Annotated in this window: 25 protein-coding genes; 3 read left to right on the plus strand and 22 right to left on the minus strand. The window is 64.1% G+C overall.

Features of this window, described 5'->3' with window-relative positions:
* Positions 1-97: 97 nt before the first annotated feature.
* Entirely contained in the window at positions 98-586 is a 489-nt protein-coding gene (locus D1Y85_RS00685) for an Lrp/AsnC ligand binding domain-containing protein (RefSeq protein ID WP_028212875.1), read from the minus strand.
* A 182-nt stretch (positions 587-768) separates the two neighbouring features.
* Here D1Y85_RS00685 and D1Y85_RS00690 point away from each other — a divergent pair, with 182 nt between their 5' ends.
* A complete protein-coding gene (locus D1Y85_RS00690) occupies positions 769-2055 on the plus strand; it encodes a D-amino acid dehydrogenase (protein WP_124149108.1) in 1287 nt (428 codons plus the stop codon).
* Positions 2056-2145: 90 nt separating this feature from the next.
* On the opposite strand, the gene D1Y85_RS00695 is transcribed toward D1Y85_RS00690, so the two are convergent.
* From D1Y85_RS00695 to D1Y85_RS26910, 7 genes are all read right to left on the minus strand, one after another.
* Entirely contained in the window at positions 2146-3933 is a 1788-nt protein-coding gene (locus D1Y85_RS00695) for an acyl-CoA dehydrogenase (protein WP_124149109.1), read from the minus strand.
* A gap of 119 nt (positions 3934-4052) precedes the next feature.
* Positions 4053-4988, minus strand: coding sequence for an electron transfer flavoprotein subunit alpha/FixB family protein (locus tag D1Y85_RS00700; RefSeq protein ID WP_124149110.1), 936 nt, complete (start codon positions 4986-4988; stop codon positions 4053-4055).
* Between the two features lie 13 nt (positions 4989-5001).
* Complete coding sequence (locus tag D1Y85_RS00705; protein ID WP_124149111.1) at positions 5002-5751, minus strand: electron transfer flavoprotein subunit beta/FixA family protein; 750 nt, start codon at positions 5749-5751, stop codon at positions 5002-5004.
* A gap of 213 nt (positions 5752-5964) precedes the next feature.
* Positions 5965-6762 (minus strand): MetQ/NlpA family ABC transporter substrate-binding protein, encoded by a 798-nt coding sequence (locus D1Y85_RS00710; RefSeq protein WP_124149112.1) that lies wholly within the window; start codon positions 6760-6762, stop codon positions 5965-5967.
* Positions 6763-6815: 53 nt separating this feature from the next.
* Positions 6816-7469 carry a methionine ABC transporter permease gene (locus D1Y85_RS00715; protein ID WP_124149113.1) on the minus strand — a complete coding sequence of 218 codons (654 nt, stop codon included), beginning with the start codon at positions 7467-7469 and terminating at the stop codon, positions 6816-6818.
* The gene (locus D1Y85_RS00720) at positions 7459-8493 is read right to left on the minus strand and encodes a methionine ABC transporter ATP-binding protein (protein ID WP_124149114.1); all 1035 of its coding nucleotides are present in this window, start codon (positions 8491-8493) and stop codon (positions 7459-7461) included. The genes D1Y85_RS00715 and D1Y85_RS00720 overlap by 11 nt, the downstream gene beginning before the upstream one ends.
* Entirely contained in the window at positions 8490-8666 is a 177-nt protein-coding gene (locus D1Y85_RS26910; protein ID WP_185218868.1) for a hypothetical protein, read from the minus strand. The genes D1Y85_RS00720 and D1Y85_RS26910 overlap by 4 nt, the downstream gene beginning before the upstream one ends.
* Before the next feature lie 184 nt (positions 8667-8850).
* Between D1Y85_RS26910 and D1Y85_RS00725 the strand changes: the two genes are divergently transcribed.
* Positions 8851-9699, plus strand: a complete 849-nt coding sequence (locus D1Y85_RS00725) for an alpha/beta hydrolase (protein ID WP_246024747.1) — start codon at positions 8851-8853, stop codon at positions 9697-9699.
* A gap of 4 nt (positions 9700-9703) precedes the next feature.
* Here the strand turns inward: D1Y85_RS00725 and D1Y85_RS00730 are convergent, their stop codons facing one another.
* Both D1Y85_RS00730 and D1Y85_RS00735 read right to left on the minus strand, forming a co-directional pair.
* Positions 9704-10516: an enoyl-CoA hydratase gene (locus D1Y85_RS00730; RefSeq protein WP_124149115.1), complete on the minus strand. Its 813-nt coding sequence runs from the start codon at positions 10514-10516 to the stop codon at positions 9704-9706.
* Between the two features lie 122 nt (positions 10517-10638).
* A complete protein-coding gene (locus D1Y85_RS00735; protein ID WP_124149116.1) occupies positions 10639-11565 on the minus strand; it encodes a histone deacetylase family protein in 927 nt (308 codons plus the stop codon).
* A 285-nt stretch (positions 11566-11850) separates the two neighbouring features.
* Here D1Y85_RS00735 and mltB point away from each other — a divergent pair, with 285 nt between their 5' ends.
* A complete protein-coding gene (gene mltB / locus D1Y85_RS00740) occupies positions 11851-13014 on the plus strand; it encodes a lytic murein transglycosylase B (RefSeq protein ID WP_425466869.1) in 1164 nt (387 codons plus the stop codon).
* Between the two features lie 131 nt (positions 13015-13145).
* On the opposite strand, the gene cysM is transcribed toward mltB, so the two are convergent.
* The 12 genes from cysM to D1Y85_RS00805 all read right to left on the minus strand — a co-directional run bounded on the left by cysM (position 13146) and on the right by D1Y85_RS00805 (position 25593).
* Entirely contained in the window at positions 13146-14048 is a 903-nt protein-coding gene (cysM, locus tag D1Y85_RS00745) for a cysteine synthase CysM (protein ID WP_124149118.1), read from the minus strand.
* A 359-nt stretch (positions 14049-14407) separates the two neighbouring features.
* A complete protein-coding gene (locus tag D1Y85_RS00750; protein WP_124149119.1) occupies positions 14408-14776 on the minus strand; it encodes a ComEA family DNA-binding protein in 369 nt (122 codons plus the stop codon).
* Between the two features lie 78 nt (positions 14777-14854).
* Positions 14855-15847, minus strand: coding sequence for an ADP-glyceromanno-heptose 6-epimerase (gene rfaD / locus D1Y85_RS00755; protein ID WP_124149120.1), 993 nt, complete (start codon positions 15845-15847; stop codon positions 14855-14857).
* A 105-nt stretch (positions 15848-15952) separates the two neighbouring features.
* A complete protein-coding gene (rfaE1, locus tag D1Y85_RS00760) occupies positions 15953-16957 on the minus strand; it encodes a D-glycero-beta-D-manno-heptose-7-phosphate kinase (RefSeq protein WP_124149519.1) in 1005 nt (334 codons plus the stop codon).
* Positions 16938-18344 (minus strand): UDP-glucose dehydrogenase family protein, encoded by a 1407-nt coding sequence (locus tag D1Y85_RS00765; protein WP_124149121.1) that lies wholly within the window; start codon positions 18342-18344, stop codon positions 16938-16940. The genes rfaE1 and D1Y85_RS00765 overlap by 20 nt, the downstream gene beginning before the upstream one ends.
* Positions 18345-18458: 114 nt before the next feature.
* Positions 18459-19634, minus strand: coding sequence for a lipopolysaccharide assembly protein LapB (gene lapB / locus D1Y85_RS00770; protein ID WP_124149122.1), 1176 nt, complete (start codon positions 19632-19634; stop codon positions 18459-18461).
* A gap of 65 nt (positions 19635-19699) precedes the next feature.
* On the minus strand, positions 19700-19993 hold the full coding sequence (locus D1Y85_RS00775; protein ID WP_124149123.1) for a LapA family protein: 294 nt from the start codon (positions 19991-19993) through the stop codon (positions 19700-19702).
* Between the two features lie 301 nt (positions 19994-20294).
* On the minus strand, positions 20295-20618 hold the full coding sequence (locus D1Y85_RS00785; protein ID WP_111487974.1) for an integration host factor subunit beta: 324 nt from the start codon (positions 20616-20618) through the stop codon (positions 20295-20297).
* 26 nt (positions 20619-20644) lie between these two features.
* The gene (gene rpsA, locus D1Y85_RS00790; protein WP_124149125.1) at positions 20645-22375 is read right to left on the minus strand and encodes a 30S ribosomal protein S1; all 1731 of its coding nucleotides are present in this window, start codon (positions 22373-22375) and stop codon (positions 20645-20647) included.
* Positions 22376-22560: 185 nt separating this feature from the next.
* Positions 22561-23280, minus strand: coding sequence for a (d)CMP kinase (gene cmk / locus D1Y85_RS00795; RefSeq protein WP_124149126.1), 720 nt, complete (start codon positions 23278-23280; stop codon positions 22561-22563).
* A gap of 19 nt (positions 23281-23299) precedes the next feature.
* Entirely contained in the window at positions 23300-24604 is a 1305-nt protein-coding gene (aroA, locus tag D1Y85_RS00800; protein WP_124149127.1) for a 3-phosphoshikimate 1-carboxyvinyltransferase, read from the minus strand.
* 65 nt (positions 24605-24669) lie between these two features.
* A complete protein-coding gene (locus D1Y85_RS00805) occupies positions 24670-25593 on the minus strand; it encodes a prephenate dehydrogenase (RefSeq protein ID WP_246024724.1) in 924 nt (307 codons plus the stop codon).
* Positions 25594-25614: the final 21 nt, after the last annotated feature.

Genomic DNA, 25614 nt, shown 5'->3' on the forward strand with positions numbered 1-25614 from the left:
AAATATACAGTATCAACGCGCTTTGTCGAGCCCGAAAAATGGGGACTTCTCGCTCTTCTTCGGTCCTCTATGTGCCTCTACGACTGACTGCGTGCCCTCACTCGCCGACGGCAATCGTCAGCGTCTCCTTGATCTCTTCCATCACGACGTAGCTCTTCGACTGCACGGCGCCCGGCAACTGCAGCAGGATATCGCCGAGCAGTTTGCGGTAGTCGGCCATCTCGCCGATGCGCGCCTTGATCAGATAGTCGAAGTCGCCCGAGACCAGATGGCATTCGAGCACCTCGGGAATCTTCTGCACCTCGCGGCGGAACTGATCGAACATGTTGCCGCTCTTGTGGTCGAGCGTGATCTCGACGAACACCAGCAGCGCGGCCCCGAGCACCGAAGGATTCACACGCGCGTAGTAGCCCGTGATGACGCCGTCCCGCTCCATGCGCTTGACCCGTTCGATGCACGGCGTGACCGAGAGTCCGACCTGCTCGGCGAGGTCCTTCATCGCCATGCGCCCGTCCTCCTGAAGCAGCTTGAGGATGCGGTGATCGAGCCGGTCGAGTGCGCGGACCGGCTGGCGCTGCGTTCTCATGTTTTTTTCCTGAATATTTGAAAAATACAATAACAAAATCTGGACATATAACAATAGCATAGCTGCAAATACTGGCCACTCCGTGTTGACCTCATTTTTCCGCTGTTTGACGGGGCTCGCGGGGTAGCGTCCGGGATTGCATCCCGGGTTTGCATCAACCACCAATAAATATTGGAGCAGCTATGCGAGTCGTCGTGTTGGGCAGTGGTGTGGTCGGCGTGGCGAGTGCCTGGTACCTCGCTCGCGCGGGTCACGAAGTAACGGTCATCGACCGCGAAGCCGGCCCCGCGCTCGAAACCAGCTTTGCCAACGCGGGCCAGATCTCGCCAGGCTATGCCGCCCCGTGGGCCGCGCCGGGCATCCCGCTCAAGGCGATCAAGTGGATGTTCCAGAAGCACGCGCCGCTGGCGATCCGTCTCGACGGCACGAAGTTCCAGTTGCAGTGGATGTGGCAAATGCTGCAGAACTGCTCCGCCGAACGCTATGCGATCAACAAAGGCCGCATGGTGCGCCTCGCCGAATACAGCCGCGACTGCCTGCAGGCGCTGCGCGCCGACACGGGCATCCAATACGAAGGTCGCACGGGCGGCACGCTCCAGGTGTTCCGCACGCAGCAGCAATTCGATGGCGCGGCGAAGGACATCGCAGTGCTCGAGGACGCGAACGTCCCCTACGAACTGCTCAGCCCCGCCGAACTCGCGCGCGCCGAACCGGCGCTCGCCGCAGTCACGCACAAGCTGACGGGCGGCCTGCGTCTGCCCGGCGACGAAACCGGCGACTGCCAGATGTTCACCACGCGCCTCGCCGCGATGGCCGAGGAGCTTGGCGTCAAGTTTCGCTACAACACGCCGATCGACGGGCTCGCCGTGTCGGGCGACCGCATCTCCGGCGTGCATTGCGGCAGCGAACTCGTGCGTGCAGACGCCTACGTGGTCGCGCTCGGCTCGTACTCGACGAAGATGCTCGCGGACGTCGTGAAGATCCCCGTGTATCCGCTCAAGGGCTACTCGATCACCGCGCCGATCGTGAACGCGGACGCAGCGCCCGTCTCGACCGTGCTCGACGAAACCTACAAGATCGCGATCACGCGTTTCGACGATCGCATCCGCGTGGGCGGCATGGCCGAGGTGGCAGGCTTCGACCTTAACCTGCGCGACGCGCGTCGCGAGACGCTGGAAATGTGCGTGAACGACCTGTTCCCGGGCGGCGGTGATACGACCCAGGCCACCTTCTGGACCGGCCTGCGCCCGATGACGCCGGACGGCACGCCCGTGGTCGGCCGCACGCCGATGTCGAACCTGTTCCTGAACACGGGCCACGGCACGCTCGGATGGACGATGTCGTGCGGCTCTGGCCAGGTGCTCGCCGATCTCATCTCGGGCAAGCAGCCCGCGATCAAGGCCGATGATCTCTCTGTGCACCGCTACCTCGGCGACACCCAAGGCACGCCTCGCCCGGCTTACGCGTAACACGGCCATTACGTGCCACTTGCGGCACGTCGGAAGCGAAATCGGCACCCTCGGGTGCCGATTTTCATTTCTGCGTTCGTGGGACGCGCATCAGAACTGGTCCGCCGAAAGCGCCAGCACGCCCTCGTCCCCCTTCGCACTCACGATTGCCGCTTCGAGCGCCACCGCCTGCGGCAGGACATGCTCCGCATAGAATTGCGCAGTCGCGATCTTCGCGCCGTGGAACGCGGGATCCGCGGACTTCAAACGTGCCGATGCCAACATCGCCCGCGCCATCTGCCATCCGCCCAGTACGATGCCCGCCAGCTTCAGATACAGCACGCTGCCCGCGAACACCGCGTTCGGATCGGTTTTCGCGTTCGCGAGGACGTAGTCCACCACGGACGCCAGCGCCTGCTGCCCGCGCGCGAGATGGTTCTGCATCGACTTGAACGGCGCGCCGTCCTGCGCACCGAGCGCGGCAACCGTCCGCGCGATATCGGCGATCAGTGCCTTCGCCGCCGCACCGCCGTCACGCAGGGTCTTTCGCCCGATGAGATCGTTCGCCTGGATCGCCGTCGTGCCCTCGTAGATCGGCAAGATGCGCGCGTCGCGATAGAACTGGGCAGCGCCCGTTTCCTCGATGAAGCCCATGCCCCCAAGCACCTGCACGCCGAGGCTCGTCACGTCGATCGAGAGTTCGGTGCTCCAACCCTTCACAATCGGCACGAGGTATTCATAGCGCGCCTCGTGCATCGCCCGCATCTGCGCATCGGGGTGACGACGCGCGAGATCGCTCTGCGCCGCCGCGACATACGCGAGCGCGCGCGAGGCCTCGGTGAGCGCACGCATCGTCGAGAGCATGCGGCGCACGTCCGGGTGATGAATGATCGTGACGGCCTCTTTCGACGAACCGTCGACCGGACGGCTCTGCACGCGCTCCTTCGCATACGCGGCGGCCTTCTGGTATGCACGGTCCGACATGGCCACGCCCTGCATGCCCACCGCGAAACGCGCGGCGTTCATCATGATGAACATGTATTCGAGTCCGCGATTCTCCTCGCCGACGAGCTGGCCAATCGCGCCGCCATGGTCACCGAACTGCAGCACGGCTGTGGGGCTCGCCTTGATGCCGAGCTTGTGCTCGATCGAGACGCAATGCACGTCGTTGCGCGCGCCGAGTGAGCCGTCGTCGTTGACGAGAAACTTCGGCACGATGAAGAGCGAAATGCCCTTCACGCCCGCGGGCGCATCGGGCGTGCGCGCGAGCACGAGATGGACGATGTTGGCGGCCATGTCATGCTCGCCCCAGGTGATGAAGATCTTCGTACCGAAGAGCTTGTAGGTCCCGTCGCCCTGTGGCTCGGCCCGCGTACGCACGGCTGCGAGATCGGAACCGGCCTGCGGCTCGGTCAGGTTCATCGTGCCGGTCCAGTCGCCGGCGATGAGGCGCGGCACGTAGTGGCGCTTCTGCTCTTCCGTTCCGGCGGTAAGCAGCGCTTCTATCGCGCCGTCGGTCAAGAGCGGACACAGCGCGAACGACAAATTCGACGCGTTGAGCATCTCGATGCATGGGGTCGCGACGAGTTTCGGCAGCCCCTGTCCTTCGTACTCCTGTGGATGCTGCACGCCCTGCCAGCCCCCCGAGACGAACTGGCGAAACGCCTCGGCGAAACCCGGTGTCGCGCGCACGTTGCCATTGTCCCAGCGGCTTGGGTTGCGATCGCCTTCGGCATTCAGCGGCGCAAGCACTTCACCGCACAGCTTCGACGCTTCTCCGAGCACGGCCTGAACCGTTTCCGGCGTCGCGTCTTCGTAGCCCGGCAGCGCTGCAATTTCGTCGAGGCCCGCCAGCTCCTTCATCACGAACAGCATGTCATTCGTTGGTGCGTTGTACATGTCAGCTCCCTGATTTCGGACGATGAAAAAAAAGGGGCGCCGCGGCGCCCCTTTCTGTTTTGCCTGACGCGAGGCGGTCAGTCCGCATCGCGTCGATTGGCGTCAATTAGCGCCGGCGATCAGCCGAGTTCCTTGACCAGCTCCGGCACGAGCGTGAACAGATCGCCCACGAGACCATAGTCGGCCACGCTGAAGATCGGTGCTTCTTCGTCCTTGTTGATCGCGACGATGACCTTCGAGTCCTTCATACCGGCGAGGTGCTGGATCGCCCCCGAGATACCGACCGCGATATAAAGCTGCGGCGCGACGATCTTGCCCGTCTGACCCACCTGGAAATCGTTCGGCACGTAGCCCGCGTCCACTGCCGCGCGCGAAGCGCCCAGCGCTGCGCCGAGCTTGTCCGCCAGCGGCTCGAGCACCTTCGTGTAGTTTTCGCCGCTGCCGAGGCCACGGCCGCCCGACACGATGATCTTCGCGTTGGTCAGTTCCGGACGGTCCAGCTTCGTGACTTCGCGGCTCACAAATTGGGAAAGACCGCTGTCGGCTGCTGCGTCGATCTTCTCGACCGCTGCGCTGCCGCCTTCTGCTGCCACTGCATCGAATCCCGTGGTACGCACGGTGATCACCTTGACCGGATCAGCCGATTGAACCGTAGCGATGGCGTTGCCCGCGTAGATCGGGCGCTCGAACGTATCAGCACCAACGACCGCGGTGATATCGCTGATCTGCGCGACGTCGAGCTTCGCGGCGATACGCGGCGAAACGTTCTTGCCCGCAGCCGTGGCCGGCGCGAGGATGTGCGAGTAGTTCTTCGCGATCGCGAGCACAGTGGCTTCGACGTTTTCAGCGAGACCCGCTTCGAGTTGCGGCGCGTCGGCCAGCAGCACCTTCGAAACGCCCGCGATCTTCGCAGCGGCGTCCGCTGCACCCTGCGCGTTGTGACCCGCGACCAGCACATGCACGTCGCCGCCAATCTTCTGCGCGGCAGCCACGGTGTTCAGCGTTGCAGCCTTGACCGATGCGTTGTCGTGTTCGGCAATTACCAGAATCGTCATTTTCCTTCGCTCCTCACAGCACCTTGGCTTCGGTCTTCAGCTTCTCGACCAGCGTCTTCACGTCCGGCACCTTCACGCCTGCGGAACGCTTCGGCGGCTCGGCAACCTTCAGCGTCTTCAGACGCGGCGTGACGTCCACACCGAGGTCTTCCGGCTTGACGGTTTCCAGCGGCTTCTTCTTCGCCTTCATGATGTTCGGCAGCGTCACGTAGCGCGGCTCGTTCAGGCGCAGATCGGTCGTGACAACTGCGGGCAGCTTCAGCGACAACGTTTCTGCACCGCCATCGATTTCACGCGAAACCGTGGCCTTGCCATCGGCAACCGTGACCTTCGAAGCGAAGGTCGCTTGCGGCAGGTTCGCGAGCGCGGCAAGCATCTGGCCGGTCTGGTTCGAATCGTCGTCGATGGCCTGCTTGCCGAGAATCACGAGCTGCGGCTGTTCCTTGTCGACCAGCGCCTTGAGCAGCTTCGCGACAGCCAGCGGCTGCAGGTCTTCATTCGATTCGACGAGGATCGCGCGGTCGGCGCCAATCGCCAGCGCCGTACGCAGCGTTTCCTGCGCCTGCGCGACGCCGCACGACACGGCGATCACTTCGGTCGCCACGCCTGCTTCTTTCAGGCGCACCGCTTCCTCAACTGCGATTTCGTCGAACGGGTTCATCGACATTTTCACGTTCGCGATATCGACGCCCGTACCGTCCGACTTCACGCGGACTTTCACGTTGTAATCGACTACGCGCTTAACTGGCACAAGGACTTTCATTCACATGCTCCGAAGTTACGAATACGTCAACCTGGCCGACATTATAACGAGCGCCCCGCTGGAGGCGTCTGTCGCCATTACTTTTCACGATACCGCTTCTGCGCCAGAGAATCGACAATAGTGAACGGTCGTGCTATTTTAGGCCGGAGACAACCCGGGCTCAAGTCCGGGTTCCGACTGATATCTCTAAACTGAAAACTGTGGCTCGGTGCATCACCACGCAGCGATCACCGCGCCGCCGAATTTCGACTCGATGTACTGCTTCACTTCCGCCGAGCGGTAAGCCGCTACGAGCTTGGCCACCCACGGCTTGCTGCGGTCGGCATCGCGGATTGCGATGATGTTCACGTACGGGCCCTTCGGGTCCTCGATCGCAATCGCGTCCTGCTTCGGCTTGAGGCCCGCTTCCATCGCGAAGTTCGTGTTGATCGCGGCAGCATCGACGTCGGCAAGCGAGCGCGGGATCTGCGCCGCGTCCAGTTCGACGATCTTCAGCTTCCTGGGGTTTTCCACGATGTCGAGCGGCGTCGCCTTCAGGCCCGCGTCCGCGCGCAGCTTGATCAAGCCCTGCTTCTCCAGCAGCAGCAGTGCCCGGCCGCCATTCGTCGGATCATTGGGCACTGCGATCTTCGCGCCAGGCGGCAGTTCAGTGAGCGACTTGACCTTCTTCGAGTAGATGCCCATCGGGAAGGTCACCGTATCGGCGACACGAACAAGCTTGTAGCTGCGATCCCTTACCTGCGCATCCAGATACGGCAGATGCTGGTAGCTGTTCGCGTCGAGGTCGCCGCCCGCGAGCGCCGCGTTCGGCTGCACGTAGTCGGAGAACTCAACGATCTTGATGGTCAGGCCGTTCTTCGCCGCGACCTGCTTCACCACCTCCATCACCTGCTCGTGCGGCCCACCCGTTACGCCCACTTTGATGGTCTCGTCGGCCTGCGCGCCGAACGACGCGAAGAGCGTTGCCGCACCGAGCGCCGCGGCGATACGGATGATGAAACGACGTTGCATGCGAAACCCCCGACTTGCGTTGTAGTTATCGAAACAGCGCGATATTAGTAGTGCTACTTATGGCTCAAGCGACGCACGAGCCAGTCACCGAACGACTGCACGATCTGCACGAACACGATCAGGATCACGACGACGATCAGCATCACCATCGGTTCGAAGCGCTGATACCCGTAACGGATGCCGAGGTCGCCAAGACCGCCGCCGCCGATCGCGCCCGCCATCGCCGAATAGCCGACGAGCGAAATGAACGTGATCGTCAGCCCCGCGACGACGCCAGGCAGCGCCTCGGGCAACAGCACCTTGAAGACGATCTGGCGCGTGCTCGCCCCCATGGCGAGCGCGGCTTCGATGAGACCGCGGTCGACTTCGCGCAACGCCGTTTCGACGAGACGCGCGATGAACGGCGCGGCCGCGATCGTGAGCGGCACGATGGCGGCGGCTGTGCCGATCGACGAGCCCACCACGAGGCGCGTGAATGGAATCACGGCGACGAGCAGGATGATGAACGGCGTCGAGCGCACTGCGTTGACGATCGCGCCCATCACGCGGTTCACCGCGAGGTTCTGGAGCACACCATCCCTGTCGGTCAGATAGAGCAGCACGCCGAGCGGCAAACCGAGGGCGGCGCCCACGACGCCCGAGATGCCCACCATCACGAGCGTCTCCCAGAACGACTGGACGAACATGTCGAACATTTCAGTCCACATGGGACAGTTCCTCCACCACTACGCCCTGCTCGCGCAACCAGGCCACGGCCTGTGCCACCTTCGCCGGATCGCCGCTCGCGAGCACCGCGAGCGAGCCGAACGCCTGCCCCTGGATCTCGTCGATCTGGCCGTGCAGGATGTTGAAATCGAGTTCGAAGCGACGGATCGTCTCCGAAAGCACGGGCGCATCGACACCCGTACCCGTGAACGCGAGGCGAAGCAGATGGCCGCTGCCCTTCGCGAGGCGCTCGGCCACGCGCGCCTTGAGCGCGGGGGGCAATTCCTGTGCGATCACGTCGCCGAGGAGCGCGCGCGTCACCTCGTGACGCGGCTGCAGAAACACGTCGATCACGGGGCCGGTCTCCACGAGGCGACCCGCATCGAGCACGGCCACGCGATCGCAGACCTGTTTGATCACTTCCATCTGGTGCGTGATCATCACGATCGTCAGGTTCAGTTCGCGATTGATCCGGCGCAGCAGGTCGAGGATCGCGCGCGTCGTTTCGGGGTCGAGCGCGGACGTCGCTTCATCGGAGAGCAGCACCTTCGGCTTGCTCGCGAGCGCGCGCGCGATGCCGACGCGCTGCTTCTGCCCGCCGCTGATCTGCGACGGATAGCGGTCCTTCTGCGCACCAAGCCCGACGAGTTCGAGCAAAGGCAGCACCGTCTCTTCGATCTGCGCGCGCTTCATGCCGGCGAGTTCGAGCGGCAGCGCGACGTTGTCGAACACGGTGCGCGACGAGAGCAGATTGAAGTGCTGGAAGATCATGCCGATCTCACGGCGCGCCTCGCGCAGCGCGGCTGGCGCGAGCGACGTGAGCGTGCGACCGTTGACGATGATGTCGCCTTCGGTGGGCCGCGTGAGCAGGTTGATGGTGCGCACGAGCGTGCTCTTGCCCGCGCCGCTGCGTCCGATGATGCCGAACACTTCGCCGGGGGGGATCGTCAGATTGACGTTGTGCAGCGCCTCGATCCAGCCTTGTGGGCCGGCAAAGCGTTGCGACACATTGCGTATTTGGATCATGAAAAAACGAAACGGCGGGCGCGCCGGGCGTCACGCACGTCCGGGCACGTCACATTGAACGTGCCGGAACTGCCGCGCGCCAGCAGACAGCCGCCGTTGCTGGTCTGATTTTGATCCCAGATTTTACCCTGGCACGTTAAATTCATTTTAATAATCAATTCCGATGCCTTCATAACCCAACGGCATTAGAGGGTTACTGCGGCGCGTCGGCCGTGGTGTGGGCGCTATGATCGGGCGGCAGTCCGCTCCAGCCGATAAAAACACACGAGAACGAGGAGAGACATGATGGAGACCACCCCGCCGTTCGAAGCTGCCGTACACAACACCGAGCCAACCGCGGTACCCGAAACATCGACGCTGCACACGCGCGACGGCATCACGTTGCCCCTCTACGTCTGGCGCACGACCGCAACGCCGCCGCGCGCAGCCATTGCGCTGCTGCACGGCCTCGCGGAACACGCGGGACGCTATGCGGCATTCGCGGCCGACATGAACGCGGCAGGCATCGACGTATTTGCGATCGATCTGCGCGGTCACGGCCACGCGAGCGGCCGCCGCACATGGGTGACGCGTTTCGACGAATATCTGGAAGACGCGCAGGCGCTGGTCGCGCACGCTGGTGCAAAATGCGCGCCGCAATCCACGCCGCTGTTCCTGATGGGTCATAGCATGGGCGGCACCATCGCCGCGCTCTACGCCATCGAGCGCGCGCCACGAGACAGGGTGCCGCTTGCGGGCTTGCTGCTGTCGAGCCCCGCGCTCGCGCCCGGGCGCAACGTCCCCGCGTGGATGATCGCTGCGAGCCGCGCGATCAGCGCGGTGTGCCCGCGCTTTCCGGCGATGAAGATCGACGCGGCCCTGCTGTCGCGCGACGAGGCGGTGGTCGCCGCGAACCGCGCCGATCCTCTCGTCCATCACGGTGGAATCCCGGCACGCACAGGCGCCGAGGTGTTGGAAGCGATGCGGCGCATTGAAGCGGGACGCGCATCGCTGCGTGTGCCACTGCTGATCTGGCACGGCACCGAGGACAAACTCACGGAGCCGGACGGCAGCCGGGCCTTCGGCACGCATGCAGGCTCGCCCGACCGCACGCTGATGCTCTACGAGGGCAGCTATCACGAGACGCTGAACGACCTCGACCGCAAGCGCGTGATCGACGCGATGATCGACTGGGTCGGCGCGCACTGCGCACCGGCCAGTCGGTAACGCGTTACTTCGTGCCGCGCCGCTCGATGAACGCCTGCACGCCGTCGAGCGCGGGGTCGGTCATCATGTTGCAGGCCATCGTCTGGCCCGCCAGTTGATACGCGGCTTCGATGCCCATTTCGAGCTGCCGGTAAAAAAGTCCCTTGCCCGCCTGCACCGCTTCGCGCGGCTTCGCGCAGATGCTCGCCGCGAGCGCGGTCACAGCGGCGTCGAGTTCGTCGGGCGGGACCACGCGGTTCACGAGGCCCTCGCGCTGCGCGGCGGCGGCGTCGATGAACTCGCCCGTCATCAGCATTTCGAACGCCGCCTTGCGCGAGACGTTGCGCGTGAGCGGCACGGCGGGGGTCGAGCAGAACAAGCCGAGATTGATGCCCGACACGGCAAAACGCGCGGTATCGACGGCGACGGCAAGATCGCACATCGCGACGAGCTGGCAACCGGCCGCGGTCGCGACGCCGTGCACGCGCGCAATCACGGGCTGGGGCATTTTCTGGATCGTCAGCATCAGCTTCGAGCAGCGCCCGAAGAGTTGCACGTAGTAGTCGCGCGACGGCGCCGCGCGCATTTCCTTGAGGTCGTGTCCCGCGCAGAAGGCGCGTCCGGCGCCCGCGATCACAACGACGCGCGCCGACGACGACGCAAGCGCGCTCAGGTGTTCCTGTAGCGCATCGATGAGCGCCTCGGAGAGCGCGTTGAACGCATCGGGGCGATTCAGCGTGAGCCGGACGACGCCGGGCACGCCATACGCGTCGTGCGTCAGTTCGACGAGCGGCATGGCGGCGTCGGCAACGACCGATGAGGACGGGTGAGCGCTCATGTCAGATCTCCTTCAATGTCTATGCACAATGTCGCGCGACACGCCTGACGAAGGGACGCGATACGCGCGAGGCGATTAGGGGGATGTACGGGCCCAGGCCGACGCCACAGAACGCGATGCGCTCAGAAGTCGGCGAGCGTACGCAAATGCGCGACCACGCTTCGCGCGAGCGCGGAAAGGTTGTAGCCGCCCTCGAGGCAACTCACGATGCGCCCCTTGGCGTAGCGCTCGGCGATCGCGCGTATTTGCCCGGTGATCCACGCGAAGTCGTTCTCGACGAGACCCATGTTGCCGAGATCGTCCTCGCGGTGCGCGTCGAAGCCCGCCGAGATGAACACCATCTCCGGCTTGAATTCGTGCAGACGCGGCAGCCACAGCAGATCGATCGCTTCGCGCACTTCCATGCCCTTCGTGCGCGCAGGCAACGGCACGTTGACCATGTTCGGCGGCACCTGGTCTGCGCCCGAGAACGGATAGAACGGATGCTGGAAGATGCTGCACATCAGGACGCGAGAGTCGCCCGCGAAAGCCGCTTCCGTGCCATTTCCGTGATGTACATCAAAGTCGATGACCGCGACACGCGAAAGACCGTGCACTGCCAGTGCATGCCGCGCCGCCACGGCGACGTTGTTGAAGAAACAGAATCCCATGGCGCGCGCAGGCTCGGCGTGGTGGCCCGGCGGACGGATGGCGCAGAACGCGTTCTCGTAGCGGCCCTCGATCACGGCGTCGGTGGCGGCGATCGCGGCGCCGGCGGCGCGCAACGCAGCCTGCCAGGTATGCGGATTCATCGACGTATCGGCGTCGATCGCCGCGTAGCCTTCCACCGGGGACGTGTTACGGACGAAGTCGATATGCGCCTGCGTATGCACGCGCAATAGCGCCGATTCGTCGGCGAGCGGCGCCGATTCGTCGCGCTCGATCAACATGTCAATGCGGCTCGCAATCAGCTGATCTTCGATGGCTTGCAGGCGCGCCGGGCATTCGGGATGCCATTCGCCCATTTCGTGCAGCAGGCAGTCGGGGTGCGAAAAAAATCCGGTTGTCATATGTCGTCGTACGTGCCGCGGCACATGCGTCGCCGCGTGTCTCCATCCATGGGGCGCGTCGGATTGCGCGCACAGCCATCACGTTACCACAGCGGCCCTTTCTGTCAGGGCCGCGCAGCCCCGAAATGCCTCCGTTCCAGCCGAAACGCTCGGGTATACTTCCCCGGTTCACCTACCCTCGCTCGAACCACGCCGCTTCCCATGACGCTCCAGTCCGTTCTGTCAGTCCCCGGCCGCCTGCGCACCACGATTCTCGCCCTCGCATGCAGCACAGCGCTGCCGGCCATGAGCGACGTGGCATTGGCGCAAACGCGGCAGCACCCGCCGCTCACCGTCGCCCAGGCGCAACCGCAAACACCCACGCAGCAGGGACAGACGTTCGAAGAGGAAATCGTCCCTCAGCGTTACGTGAACAACCCGGACGTCGAAGCATTCATCAACGACATGGTGGCCCGCTACGACTTCGACGCGAACGCACTGCATGCCCTCTTTGCGAGCGCGAGCTACTCGGCGACGGCAGTTAAGCTCGTCACGCCCTCACCCACGCCGGGCATCAAGAACTGGCGCGCGTATCAGGCGCGCTTTCTCGATCCCGTGCGCATCAACGCGGGCGTGAAGTTCTGGCGCGAAAACCAGGCCACGTTGCAGCGCGCGGCGGACCAGTTCGGCGTGCCGCCGGAGGTGATCGTCGGCATCATCGGTGTCGAGACGATCTACGGGCGCTACATGGGCAACTTCCGCGTGCTCGACGCGCTCACGACGCTCGCGTTCGACTATCCGAACACGCCGAACCGCGCCGACCGCGAAGTGACCTTCCGCAAGAATCTTGAAGATTATCTGGTGTGGACGCGCGACGCGCAGATCGACGCGACGTCGGTGCTCGGCTCGTACACGGGCGCAATCGGCATTCCGCAATTCCTGCCGAGCAGCATCGTGCAATACGCCGTCGACTTCAGCGGCGACAATCACATCGACCTGCGCACGAATGCAGCCGATGCGATCGGCAGTGTCGCGAACTATCTGAAGCAGAACGGCTGGGAGTCGGGCCGTCCGGTGGTGTGGAGAATCGCTGCCGACGCGGGCAGCCAGGGCATAGCACAGGCCGCCGCGGACGGAACGCCCGAACCGCATTGGCCGCTGGAACAATTGCTGCGCTCGGGGCTCGTGCTAAACGAGCCGGGTGTGGACATCGTGGCCGAAGCGGGCACGCCAGTCACGATCGTCGATCTGCCGACACCGGGACGCGCGACCGAATACAAGCTCGGGCTGAAGAACTTCTACGTGCTCACGCGCTATAACCGCAGCTTCTTCTACGCGCTCGCGGTGTATCAACTGGGTCAGCGCGTCAAGGCGCAGATGCTGGCGACGCAGCCAGGCGGCGGAAGCGGCGCTACGAATGGCGGGGCGACTCCGCCGCCGGCACCGGCATCCGCGCCAGGCCAGCAGTAACGGGTGCGCTGGAGGCGGCCACGTGCCGCCTCACCCACACCGACCGATTAACTCGATCTGACGCGCGACATTACGCGCGGGTGCGACAGGTGCATGCGGCCGCATCCGCCATACACACGCGATAGCGTCCCTCAAGCCGGGAACACGCCCGTCGAGAGATAGCGGTCACCGCGATCGCAGACGATAAACACGATCGTGGCATTCTCCAGCTGGCGCGCGAGACGCATGGCCACCTCGCAAGCCCCGCCCGATGAAATCCCCGCAAAAATACCTTCGACCGAAGCGAGACGACGCGCCATCGTTTCGGCGGCGGCCTGGCTCACGTTCTCGACACGATCGACTCGGCTACGGTCGAAAATCTTCGGCAGATAGGCCTCGGGCCACTTGCGGATACCCGGAATGCGCGAGCCCTCTTCCGGCTGCGCACCGACGATCTCGATAGCCGGATTCTGTTCCTTCAGATAATGCGACACGCCCATGATCGTGCCGGTCGTGCCCATCGACGAAACGAAGTGCGTGATGCGGCCCTCCGTGTCGCGCCAGATTTCAGGGCCGGTGGCCTCGTAATGCGCGAGTGGATTGTCGGGGTTCGCGAACTGATCGAGGATGATGCCTTTGCCGTCGCGCTGCATCTGCTCAGCGAGATCACGCGCGTATTCCATGCCGCCCTTCACAGGCGTGAGCAGGATTTGCGCGCCATAGGCGGCCATGCTCTGGCGGCGCTCGACCGAGAGGTCCTCCGGCATGATCAGCAGCATCTTGTAACCGCGGATCGCTGCAGCCATCGCGAGCGCGATGCCCGTGTTGCCGCTCGTCGCCTCGATCAGCGTGTCACCCGGCTTGATGCGGCCGCGCTCTTCGGCCTTGCGGATCATCGAAAGTGCCGGGCGGTCCTTCACCGAGCCCGCCGGATTGTTGCCCTCCAGCTTGGCAAGGACGACGTTGTTACGGGCGCGGATTTCATCGTCCGGCAGACGGACGAGTTGCACGAGCGGCGTATTGCCGATGGTGTCTTCGATGGTTTTGTATGACATGGCTGATTGCGATTCCGCGCGGCGCCTGGCACGGCGCCATTAATGTGATTGACCTGATGAACCGATTCTAAACCACGCGGCGAGCCCGCGCCGATGAGCCCTTGCCGCCATAGGGCCGTAACGTGCTCGCCCGGCACGCCCACTGTGCCATTTCCGGTGCGCCCGGGTAAGCGCAGACGCTCACGCGGCGTGGCCCCGGCGTGACATTCCCTGCCCGCGCCGAGCACGCAAAAAAGACCCGCAGCCCGGACTGCGGGTCAACGCCGCAGAAGCGGCGCCTGAAGGATAGTTGAACGGCCCCGGCACGCGCGGAATAACCGCCGTGAGTGGCCGACGGAAATGGACGTGCTGGCGCGGGACTACTTCTTGATCGTCACCGTGGTAGCGGGTTGACCGGGTGGCGGTGTCTTCGCCTGCGCCGTCTGCGTTATCGGGTCGCTCGGACCACTCTGGCCGGCTTGCGTGTTTGCCGGCCCGACCGACAATCCTTCGGTCTGCAGACGTTCGACCGTATGGCCGCCCATGCCCTTCACGCGCTTGCCGAGGTCGGCGGAATCCTTGAATGGGCCGTGCGCTTCGCGCTCGTCGAGGATGGCTTTGGCCTTGGCGGGCCCGATGCCCTTGATGCCGCGCAGGGCGTCTTCATTGGCCGTATTGACGTCGACCGCCGCGATCGCGTGGCCGAATGCGGCAAGCAGCAGAGCTGCCGCGAGCAGTTTCCTGAACATGCTGGATCTCCCTTGAAACCGCCTGCCGACGACCATCGCCGGCAGGGAGAGTCCAGTTTAGAAAGTTGCGGCTTCGAATTACACCTGGCCAGACAGCCAACGTACGTAGCGATCGACGCCTTCCTGAACCGTCAGGAACGGTGCGTCGTAGCCGGCTGCACGCAGCTTCGTCTGATCGGCCTGGGTGAAGCACTGGTACTTGCCGCGCAACGCGTCGGGGAACGGAACGTATTCGATCAGACCGTGTTGCACCTGCTCGTCGAGCGTGAGCGGCGCTTCGCCCTTCATCGCGCGCAATGTGTTGACCACGGTGCTCGCGATATCGTTGAACGGCTGCGCACGGCCGCTGCCGAGGTTGAAGATGCCGTTCTTCTCGGGGTGATCGAAGAAAAACAGGTTGACCTTCACGACGTCCTCGACCGACACGAAGTCGCGCGTCTGCTGGCCGGGCCCGTAGCCGTTGTATTCGCCGAAAAGCTTCACGTGGCCTTCGGCACGGAACTGGTTGAAGTTGTGAAACGCCACCGACGCCATGCGCCCCTTGTGCGTTTCGCGCGGACCGTAGACGTTGAAGTAGCGAAAACCGGCGATCTGGCTCTGCGCGGTGGGCAGTACGCGACGAATCACCTGGTCGAACAGGAACTTCGAATAGCCGTAGACGTTCAGCGGCGCTTCCACTTCGCGCTCTTCGACGAAGCGGGTCGACCCGCCGTAGACCGCCGCCGACGACGCATACAGGAACTGCGCGCGCTGCGCGAGGCAGGCGTCGAGGACCGCGCGGCTGTAGCGGAAGTTGTTGTCCATCATGTAGCGGCCGTCGGTCTCCATCGTGTCCGAACAGGCGCCTTCGTGGAACACCGCGCGCACCTTGCCGAAGTCGCCGCGCGCGAAGCGCTCGACGAACTCGGTCTTGTCGATGTAATCGTCGATCTCGCAGTCGACGATATTCTTGAACTTGTCTGCGCGCGTGAGATTGTCGACGGCGATGATGCGGTTTTCGCCACGCTCGTTGAGCGCCTTGACGATGTTGCTGCCGATGAAGCCAGCCGCGCCGGTCACGATGAGGGTCATGGTGTGCCTGTGATGAGGAGGTCGCGTCGCGCGCGAAGCGCACCGCCGTCGACGCCACGTACCGGTTGGATACGCAGCGCGCGGGCGGTGGCCGCGCGCGCAACGTCAGTGAAAGAGTTCGTCGTAGTCGACGGTGGCCGTGCCGAGCTTGCCGACCACGATGCCCGCGGCGCGGTTCGCAAGCGCGACGCCCTGCACGAGCGGCAGGCCCGCGCCAAGCGAGACCGCGACAGTCGCGATTACCGTGTCGCCGGCGCCCGAGACATCATACACTTCGCGTGCATCGGCCGGCGCGTGCAGCACGCCCGCGTCGGTGAAGAGCGTCATGCCCTCCTCCGAGCGCGTGAGCAGCAGCGCATCGAACTGCAATTCGCGGCGCAGTTTCGTCACGCGCGCAAGCAGGTCCGCTTCCGACTTCCAGGTGCCCACCACTTCGCGCAGTTCCGCGCGGTTTGGCGTGATGACGCTCGCGCCTCGATAGCGCTCCCAGTCGTCGCCTTTCGGATCGACGAGCACGGCTTTGCCCGCAGCGCGCGCCGTGGCAATCATCTGCGTGACGTGCGTGAGACCGCCCTTCGCGTAGTCGGACATGAGGATCACGTCGTGCGACGGCAAAAGCGCGTCGAAGCGCGCGAGGCCCGCGAGCAGCACTTCGTGTGCCGGCGTGTTTTCGAAGTCCACGCGCAGCAACTGCTGCTGACGCGACAGCACGCGCAGCTTGATCGTCGTGGGTAGCGCGGGATCGCGTTCGAGAAACGCGTTCACACCGCTTTCGCCGAGCAACTCGACGATGCGTTCACCCGGCTCGTCATGACCTACCACGCAGAGCAACCCCGCCTGCGCACCGAGCGCGACAGCGTTGCGGGCGACGTTCGCCGCGCCGCCGAGGCGGTCCTCCTGGCGCTGCACGTGCACGACGGGCACAGGCGCTTCGGGCGAAATACGGTTGACGTCGCCGAACCAGTAGCGGTCGAGCATGACGTCCCCCACCACGAGCACGCGCGATGCGGCGAACTTCTCGCGCGGCACGTGCTCGACGGCGGGCGCAAGCGTCGCTCCCGCCGGAATACCCGTGCGGGGCGTCACGGGTTCAGACTGCAGGGGTTGCATCCGTTGCGAGCTTGACATGCGGCCGCCCAATCGATTGATAGTCAATGCCGAGTTCCGCCATTGCGTCCGGCTCGTAGAGATTGCGTCCGTCGAAAATACGCGGCGCCTTGAGCACCGACTTCAGATGAACGAAGTCCGGCGCCTTGAATGCGGTCCATTCCGTGACGATCACGAGCGCGTCGGCACCCACGAGCGCCTCGTCCTGGCTCGATGCGAACGTGAGGCGGCCGAGCAGTTCCGGCGCCTGCTTGAGGTCGAGCGCGAACACACGTTTCGCTTCGTCCGTCGCGACCGGATCGTACGCGGTCACCGTCGCACCGCGCAAAAGCAGCGCCTCGATCACGCGGCGGCTCGACGCTTCGCGCATGTCGTCGGTGTTCGGCTTGAACGCGAGGCCCCACACGGCGAAGTGCCTGCCCGTCAGGTCGTCGCCGAAGGCGTCGAGGATCTTGCGCACCAGCACTTCCTTCTGGCCGTGATTCACGTCCTCGACCGCTTCGAGGATGCGCAGGTTCTGCCCCGATTCCGCGGCAGTGCGAATCAGCGCCTGCACGTCTTTCGGGAAGCATGAGCCGCCGTAGCCGCAGCCCGCATAGAGGAAGTGATAGCCGATGCGCGGATCGGAACCGATACCGCGCCGCACCGATTCGATATCGGCGCCGACGCGGTCGGCGAGATTCGCCATTTCGTTCATGAACGAGATGCGCGTGGCGAGCATCGCGTTGGCGGCGTACTTCGTGAACTCGGCGGAACGCACGTCCATGTAGATCGTGCGCTCGTGATTGCGGTTGAACGGCGCATAGAGACGCTTCATCTTCTCGCGCGCGACGTTGCCGCTTTCGTCCTCGTCGATACCGATGATGATGCGGTCCGGCCGCATGAAATCCTCGACGGCCGCGCCTTCCTTCAGAAACTCGGGATTCGAGACGACCGAAAATCCGTGCTGCGCGCTGCCCGCGAGGCCGCGTTTCGCGATTTCCTCGGCGAGCACGTCGTGCACGCGCTGCGCCGTGCCGACGGGCACCGTCGATTTGTCGACGACCACCTTGAAACCGTTCATGTAACGGCCAATGCTGCGCGCCGCTTCGAGCACGTACTGGAGGTCAGCCGAGCCATCCTCGTCGGGCGGCGTGCCCACGGCGATGAACTGCACGTCGCCATGTTCGACACTCGCGGCGATGTCCGTTGAAAACGTGATACGGCCCGCCGCGCGATTGCGCGCGATGAGCTCGAGCAGGCCGGGTTCGTGGATTGGCACGCCGCCGGCGTTCAGGATGTCGATCTTGCGCGGATCGACATCGAGGCAGAACACGTCGTGACCGATCTCGGCCAGGCACGCCCCGGTGACGAGGCCGACGTACCCTGTACCGATAATGGTGATTTTCATACGCTCTCCGGTGACAGATTCTGATGTTGGGCGGGTGGCCGGCCGCGCGGCCGGCGAGGACCGCGGGCAGACGCGCCAGTCAGCGGCGCAGTCCGCACGAAGGCCACCGGACGGTCAGTTCGAGGCCGGAACCGGCTCGACGCGGCGCGGCGCATAGGTTTCCCAGCCGCTGCACCCCGGGCACTGCCAATAGAAGAGGCGCGCCCGGAAACCGCAATTCTGGCATGTATAACGTGGCAGATTTTTGGTGCGCTGCTGGAGCAGCGAGCGCATCAGTTCGAGTTCGCTGCGGCGCGGCTCCTCGGCAGCAGCCTGCTGCGCTTCCAGTAGCCGCGACATGCCAGCGAGATTCGGCGACTTCTGCATCTGTGCGCGAGCGAGCGCGTGCGCCGCATCGGCGCCGCGCAGGGCCGCCACGTACTTGTAGGCGACGTCGAGCAGATCGTTCGACGGATACGCATCGACCCATTGAGTCAGCAACTGCGCACCCTCATCGGCACGGCCGAGCGTCTCGTAGGCCTTCATCACCTTCTCGGCAACGAGCGGCAGATACGCGGGATTTTGTTCTTCCACGCGGCGCCACTGCGCGAGCGCGGACTCGCCGGCCCCGCTCGCGGCATCGACGTCGCCGCCGAGGATCGTCGCCCGCACGTTCTGCGGATTGGCCTTCAGCGCAAACGCGAGTTGACGTCGCGCTTCGTCGGGCTTCTTCTGCTGCAGCGCTTCCTGCGCCAGTTCGCAGTGGAACTGGGCGATTTCGAGGTCGAGCGAGCCCGCACCCATCTTTTCGAGCTGACGTGCGGTGTCGATCGAGCGGTTCCAGTCCTTCTCGATCTCGTAGATCGTGAGAAGCGCGCGCTGCGCACCTTGCGCGTAGTCGCCCGACTGCAGCGAGACGAACGTCTCTTCCGCGCGATCGAGCAAGCCCGCCTTCAGATAATCCTGGCCGAGTTCATAGAGCGCGTGGTCGCGTTCGTTGACCGGCAGATCGGGCCGCGAAAGCAGGTTCTGGTGCACGCGGATTGCGCGGTCGGTCTCGCCGCGGCGACGGAACAGGTTGCCGAGCGCGAAGTGCAGTTCGACCGTTTCGGGGTCGAGTTTAGCGACCTCGATAAACGCGTCGATGGCCTTGTCCGGCTGCTCGTTGAGCAGGAAGTTCAAGCCGCGGAAATACGAACGCGGAAGATTGGCGCTTTCGGACAAGAGCGCCTTGAGGTCGTAGCGCGACGCCATCCACCCGAGCGCGAACGCGACGGGAATGACGAGCAACCACCAGAAATCGAGATCCATGCGAGCGATGGTGTAAGCGGAAAGATGAACCGCGCGCCTTCAAGGCACGCGGCGAAGCGGTCATTTCAGATAAGCGGCGGCAGTGGCGGTTCAGCGACCGGCGCGGGTGTCTCGCGTGCCGTGCGCAGATCCCGCTTCAGGCGACCGTTCTCCATGCGCAGCCGGAACATGGCGGGCACTGCGGAGAGCAGCCCGGCGAGCAGCCCGACCACAAAAAACGCGAGGCCGATCAGGATCAGCGGAGCTTGCCACGCATACCCGGCAAGGAAGTTCAACGTCGAGGGTTGCGTGTTGTCGAGTGCGAGGACGAGCAGCAACACGAACACCAGCACACGGACCACCCAGGCGATCAATCTCATGAAAGAGTCTCTTGGCAGTTGCAAGGAAGGCACCGGCGAGGTGCCGGCGACGGTCGCCATACTGCGCCGCAGCACGAGCCGCGCAGAAGTGACCCGTATTGTAAATGAACGCCTGGCGAGCGGGCACCCACACGAAAATGTGCCGCACGGCTGCCGGACATGGCGCCTGGCCGCGAGCGCGGAACAGAGGCAAAAATAGCAGGCGAAAAAAAAGCGCCCTAAGGCGCTTTTCTGGTCCATGCGTCTGGCCAACCCGATTGGCCGCCGGCGATCGAGAGATCACCGAAGCTGCGAGCAACACTTACAGATCGTCGTCCGGCTCGTCTGCCTTCAACGGCTCACCCGAGCGCCGGTCCACGCGCTCGCGCAATTCTTTGCCAGGCTTGAAGTGCGGCACGAACTTCTCGGGCACCAACACTTTTTCCCCCGACTTCGGATTACGTCCGACACGCGACGGCCGGCGGTTCAGGCCGAAGCTGCCGAAGCCGCGAATTTCGATGCGATGGCCCTTCGCAAGCGCGTCGGACATCGCATCGAGCATCGTTTTGACCGCGAAATCCGCATCCTTGAGAACAAGTTGCGGAAATCGCGTAGCCAGCTGCGCGACCAATTCTGATTTGGTCATACTTCAGCTGCCCCCGTTTTTGAGGCTTACTGGTTCTGGCCGTCGAGCTTGGCCTTCAGCAGCGCGCCCAGGTTCGTCGTGCCGGTGGCAGCCGCACCCGAGTCAGCCGAAATGCTGCGCAGCGCTTCTTGCTGCTCGGCCGAGTCCTTCGCCTTGATCGACAGGTTGATGCCACGCGACTTGCGATCGATGTTGATGATCATCGCGTTGACCTTGTCGCCTTCCTTCAGCACGTTGCGAGCATCTTCCACGCGGTCTTGCGCGATTTCCGAAGCACGCAGGTAGCCTTCGACGTCGGCGTTCAGCGTGACCACAGCGCCCTTGGCGTCGACCGACTTGACGATACCGTCGACGATCGAACCCTTGTCGTTCATGGCAACGAAGTTGCTGAACGGGTCGCCTTCGAGCTGCTTGATGCCGAGCGAGATACGCTCCTTCTCGACGTCGATGCCCAGAACCACAGCCTCGACTTCGTCGCCCTTCTTGTACTTGCGCACGGCTTCTTCGCCGGTTTCGCTCCACGACAGGTCGGAGAGGTGAACCAGGCCGTCGATGCCGCCAGGCAGGCCGATGAACACGCCGAAGTCGGTGATCGACTTGATCGCGCCCTGGAGCTTGTCGCCCTTCTTGAAGTTGCGGCTGAAGTCATCCCACGGATTCGGCTTGCACTGCTTCATGCCGAGGCTGATACGGCGGCGGTCTTCGTCGATCTCGAGGACCATGACTTCGACTTCGTCGCCCAGCTGGACAACCTTCGACGGAGCAACGTTCTTGTTGGTCCAGTCCATTTCCGAAACGTGGACGAGGCCTTCGATGCCCGACTCGACTTCAACGAACGCGCCGTAGTCGGTGATGTTCGTGACCTTGCCGAACAGACGCGTGCCCGACGGGTAACGGCGCGAGATGCCTTCCCACGGATCGTCGCCCAGTTGCTTGATACCGAGCGAAACGCGGTTCTTTTCCTGGTCGAACTTGAGGATCTTGGCGGTGACTTCCTGGCCAACCGAGAGAACTTCGCTCGGGTGACGCACGCGACGCCATGCGATGTCGGTGATGTGCAGCAGGCCGTCGATGCCGCCGAGGTCCACGAACGCGCCGTAGTCGGTGATGTTCTTGACCACGCCGTTGACGATCGCGCCTTCCTTCAGCGTTTCGAGCAGCTTTGCGCGCTCTTCGCCTTGCGTGGCTTCGATCACTGCGCGGCGCGACAGCACGACGTTGTTACGCTTGCGGTCGAGCTTGATGACGCGGAATTCGAGGGTCTTGCCTTCGTACGGCGTCGTGTCCTTGACCGGACGCGTGTCGACGAGCGAACCCGGCAGGAACGCGCGGATGCCGTTGACCATGACGGTCATGCCGCCCTTGACCTTGCCCGTGATCGTGCCGGTCACGAGTTCGTTGTTGTCGAGAGCCTTTTCCAGCGACAGCCACGAAGCCAGACGCTTCGCCTTGTCGCGCGACAGGATCGTGTCGCCGTAGCCGTTTTCCAGCGCGTCGATCGCGACGGAAACGAAATCGCCCGCCTGCACTTCCACCTCGCCCGCGTCGTTCAGGAATTCCTCGAGCGGGATGTAGGCCTCGGACTTCAGGCCGGCGTTGACGACCACGAAATTGTGGTCAACACGCACGACTTCGGCAGAGATGACTTCGCCGGCGCGCATGTCCTGGCGGGTCAGCGACTCTTCGAACAGAGCCGCGAAAGATTCGGTATTCGGGGTAGAGGTTTGCAGGTCGGACATAAAAATCTGAATTTGCATGGATTTTGCACGGCGATTTACTGCAGTTTTCACTGCATGCCGGTCATACGACCGGTCGCGCCTTCTTGCCGGAACACCTGTTCACGGCGCATCTGCAAAATGCCACGCGGGGTTAAGGGGTTTAACACACGCACCGCTTACGCGGAGCACCACTGCTACTGCTACTTTTACAACTCACACTCAGCTCACACTGGCTTGCCTTGCCCGTCGTGATGACGGAGCGGCTTCGCCTGGCTTTCCCGGTACCACTGCACCACCTGATCGACCGCTTGATCGATCGAAAGCGCCGAGGTATCGAGCAGCATCGCATCCTCCGCAGGCTTGAGCGGCGCGGCGGCGCGACCACTGTCGCGCGCATCGCGTTCACGCAAATCCCGGAGTAAGTCATCCATATTAGCAGAAAATCCCTTCTGGATCAATTGCTTATGCCGGCGGGCCGCGCGGGCCTCCACACTGGCGGTCAGAAACACCTTCAGGACGGCATCCGGGAAGATCACCGTGCCCATGTCGCGGCCGTCGGCGACGAGTCCCGGCAGCTTGCGGAAAGCCCGCTGGCGTGCCACCAGCGCCGTGCGGACCTGCGGATGCGCGGCGATCACCGACGCCCGGTTGCCGACCGCCTCCTGGCGAATTTCGCTCGATACGTCCTCGCCGTCGAGCTGTGCGAGCCCTTCTCGGAACGTGATGTGCAGATCGTCGACAAGCTTGGCCAGGCCGTCGGCATCGTCGGGCTCGATCGCGTAGCGCACGCTCGCGAGCGCCGCGAGCCGGTACAGCGCGCCGCTATCGAGCAGGTGAAACCCGAGATGCGCGGCGACCAGCGTGGCCACCGTGCCCTTGCCGGATGCGGTCGGACCGTCGATCGCGATGACGGGGGTCGGATAAAAGGGGCGGGACGATTTCATGCTGGCGACAAGCTCGGCTTCAAGGTTGCGTGAGCGCGAGGAAACGCTCGAAGTAATCGGGGAACGTCTTGCCGACGCATTTCGGATCGTTGATGCGCACCGGCACGCCGCCGAGGCTCACGAGCGAGAAGCACATCGCCATGCGGTGGTCGTCATAGGTGTCGATGACGGCGTTCGGCGTGAGCTGCGCGGGCGGACGCACGATCAGGTAGTCGGGGCCCTCTTCCACATCGGCGCCGACCTTGCGCAGTTCTTTCGCCATCGCGGCAATGCGATCGGTTTCCTTCACGCGCCAGCTTGCGATGTTGCGCAGCGTCGTCGCGCCGTCCGCAAACAGTGCCGCCACGGCGATCGTCATCGCGGCATCGGGAATCAGGTTGAAGTCCATGTCGATCGGCGCGAGCTTGCCGTGGTCGTTGCCGATGCCGCGAACCTCGATCCAGTCGTCCGCCATCGTCACGTTCGCGCCCATGCGGCCGAGCGCTTCGGCAAAGCCGATATCGCCCTGAATGCTCGCGCGACCCACACCCTCCACGCGCACGGGCCCGCCGCCGATCGCACCGGCGGCGAGAAAATACGAAGCCGACGATGCGTCGCCTTCGACCATGATCTTGCCCGGCGACTGATAACGCACGCCAGACGGCACTTCGAAGCGATGCCAGCCGTGACGTGTCACCGTCACGCCAAAGCGCTCCATCAGCTTGATCGTGATCTCGATGTACGGCTTCGAGATCAATTCGCCTTCCACCTGGACGACGCTCACGCCGTCCTGGGCGCGCACGAGCGGCAGCGTCATCAAAAGCGCCGTGAGGAACTGGCTCGACACGTCGCCGCGCACGCGGATAGGCTCATTAACCGTGATCTGCGACGGACGGATGCGCAGCGGCGGATATCCCTCGTTCTCCTCATAGTCGATCGTCGCGCCGATCTGGCGCAGGCCATCCACGAGATCGCCGATGGGCCGCTCGTGCATGCGCGGCACGCCGTGGATGCGGTAGTCGCCGCCGTTGACCGCGAGCGCGGCCGTGAGGGGCCGCACTGCCGTGCCTGCGTTACCGAGGAACAGGTCCGCGCGGCGCGCCGTGAACGCTCCGCGCGTGCCCTGCACGACGCAGGTGTCGCCTTCGACCCTGAGCTTCACGCCGAGCGTCTGAAGCGCGTCGAGCATGACGCGCGTGTCGTCGGAGTCGAGCAGATTCGTGATCGTCGTCTCGCCTTCGGCCAACGCCGCAAGCAGCAGCACGCGGTTCGAGATGCTCTTCGAGCCGGGTAGACGGATCGTGCCGGACGCATGGGAGAACGGTCCGAGATCGAGATATTCCATGAACGTGTCCTGAGAGTTCGGTCGGGCGCTGGTTTATCGGCTCATTGGCCTGCTCATTTGCCAGCTTACTTGTCGGGGACCGCATCGGCGGCACGCTTGCCGCCGCGCTCCTGCCACGCGGTACGCGCCGCTCGCGATCGCGCAAACAGCGTCTCAAGCGCGGCGCCGTCGCCCGCGTCGATGGCTGCACGCAGTTTCGCGAGCACTTCAGTGTAGCCGTCGAGTTCGGCGAGCAACGCGCTACGGTTCGCGAGGCAGACGTCGCGCCACATTTCGGGGCTCGACGCGGCGATGCGCGTGAAATCGCGAAAGCCGCCCGCCGCGAACGACAACTTGAGTTCGGCATCGGGCGACGCGAGGATCTGATCGACGAGCGCGAACGACAATACGTGCGGCAGATGGCTCACCGACGCAAATACGCGGTCATGCTGCGCGGCGCTCATCGTGCCGATCACGGCTCCGACCTCGCGCCACATTGCGGCAATGCGCTCGACAGCTTCGGGTGCGTTCTCCGCGAGCGGGCACAGCACGACGTTGCGGCCGACGTAGAGTTCGGGCAGCGCGGCCTCGACGCCGCTCGACTCGCGGCCCGCGATCGGATGTCCCGGCACGAACTGGGCGGTGCGCGCCCCGAGCACCGAGCGCGCGGCTTCGATCACGTCGCTTTTGGTGCTGCCCGCGTCGGTGATGAGGGTCTGCGCTTCGAGGTGCGGCATGATGCGTTCGAGCAACGCGCGCGTCTGCGCAACAGGCGCGGCGAGCAGCACGATATCGGCGCCCTTGAGCGCTTCGGCGAGAGCCGCATCGTCATCGAGCGTTGCCCCAGCGTCGATCACGCCCAACTCGAGCGCGCGCTCGACCGCATGCAGGCGACGCCCGACGCCGATCACGCGCCCTCTTGCGCCACGCTCGCGCAAGCCGCGCGCAAGCGATCCGCCAATCAGGCCAACGCCGAAGATCACCAGTTTGTTGAAGGAAAACGCGCTCACGACATCACCGGAAGGAGGAAA

It is taken from the genome of Paraburkholderia dinghuensis (genome assembly GCF_003837865.1).
Lineage (GTDB): Bacteria > Pseudomonadota > Gammaproteobacteria > Burkholderiales > Burkholderiaceae > Paraburkholderia > Paraburkholderia dinghuensis.